Below are 1,167 nucleotides of genomic sequence, written 5' to 3' on the forward strand. Positions count from 1 at the left end.
CCGGCCCCGGTCGGCAGCCCGGCCCCGGTCGGCGGAGGCGGCGCCGAACCACCGCGGCAGGCCGCCGAGCAGGCCGTCCTGGTCGTCGCCGACCCACACCACATGGCCGTCCGGCCGCAGCAACACCGCCGCCGCCACCCCCAGCGCCGCCAGCTCCTCGCCGTCGTCGACGACGTGGTCGACCCGGTCGGCCCAGCCCGCCACCGACAGCAGGCCGGTCCGGTCGAGCAGCAGCCCGCGGCCGCCGTGCATCAGCTCGTAGAGGCGTCCGCGCTTCAGTGCCACGTCCCGCATCCGCCGGCCGAGCAGTTCGTGGCCCCCACCGACGTCGTAGCGGACGTCGACCGCCGTGATCAGCCCGGTCACGTACCGGTTCACCTCCTCGAAGTCCATCAGCCGAGAGAACAGCCCGCGCAGCGCGGCCGCCCCCGGATCCGTCCCGAGCAGGGTGATCTGCGCCCGGGTGTTGTCCAGCACGGCCGCGCCCACCGGGTGCCGCTCGGCGTGGTAGCTGTCGAGCAGCCCCTCCGGGGCCCATCCGGCGACCTCGGCGGCCAGCTTCCAGCCGAGGTTGAACGCGTCCTGGAGGCCCAGGTTCAGCCCCTGTCCGCCGGTCGGCGGGTGGACGTGCGCCGCGTCGCCCGCCAGCAATACCCGCCCGCAGCGGTAGCGCTCGGCCTGCCGGGTGGCGTCGCCGAACCGGGACAGCCAGCGCGGCGAATGCACGCCGAAATCGGTGCCCGCGACCGCCCGCAGCCGCCGCCTGAACTCCTCCAGCGTCGGCGCGGCCGTCCGGTCCTCCGCCACCCCGTCGGCGGGCACGACGACGCGGTACAGCCCCGCCTGCCCGTCCACGTCGGGAGTCACCCCGAACCGCAGCTGGGTCCGGCGGACCTCCTCCACGACGGCCGCGATCACCGCCGGATCCTCGGCCGCCTCCACGTCGCCCAGCAGCGTCTCCACCCTGGCGGGCTCACCCGGGAACCCGATGCCGACCAGCTTGCGCACGGTGCTGCGGCCGCCGTCACAGCCGACCAGGTAGCGCGAACGCAGCCGCGTGCCGTCGGCCAGCCCGACACCCACCCCGTCCCCGTCCTGACTCACGCCGACCACCTCGCAGCCCCGGCGGATCTCCGCCCCCAGCTCGACCGCACGCTCCTCCAGCAG

The 1,167-nt window shown here is 75.7% G+C and carries 1 protein-coding gene; it reads right to left on the reverse strand.

Going from position 1 to position 1,167, the window contains the following annotated elements:
• Positions 1–1,167 (reverse strand): FAD-dependent monooxygenase (locus tag ABZ641_RS38545; protein ID WP_359989347.1); only part of this gene is annotated, 1,167 nt, incomplete at both ends.

Source organism: Kitasatospora sp. NPDC007106, assembly GCF_040634455.1.
Classification (GTDB): domain Bacteria; phylum Actinomycetota; class Actinomycetes; order Streptomycetales; family Streptomycetaceae; genus Kitasatospora; species Kitasatospora arboriphila.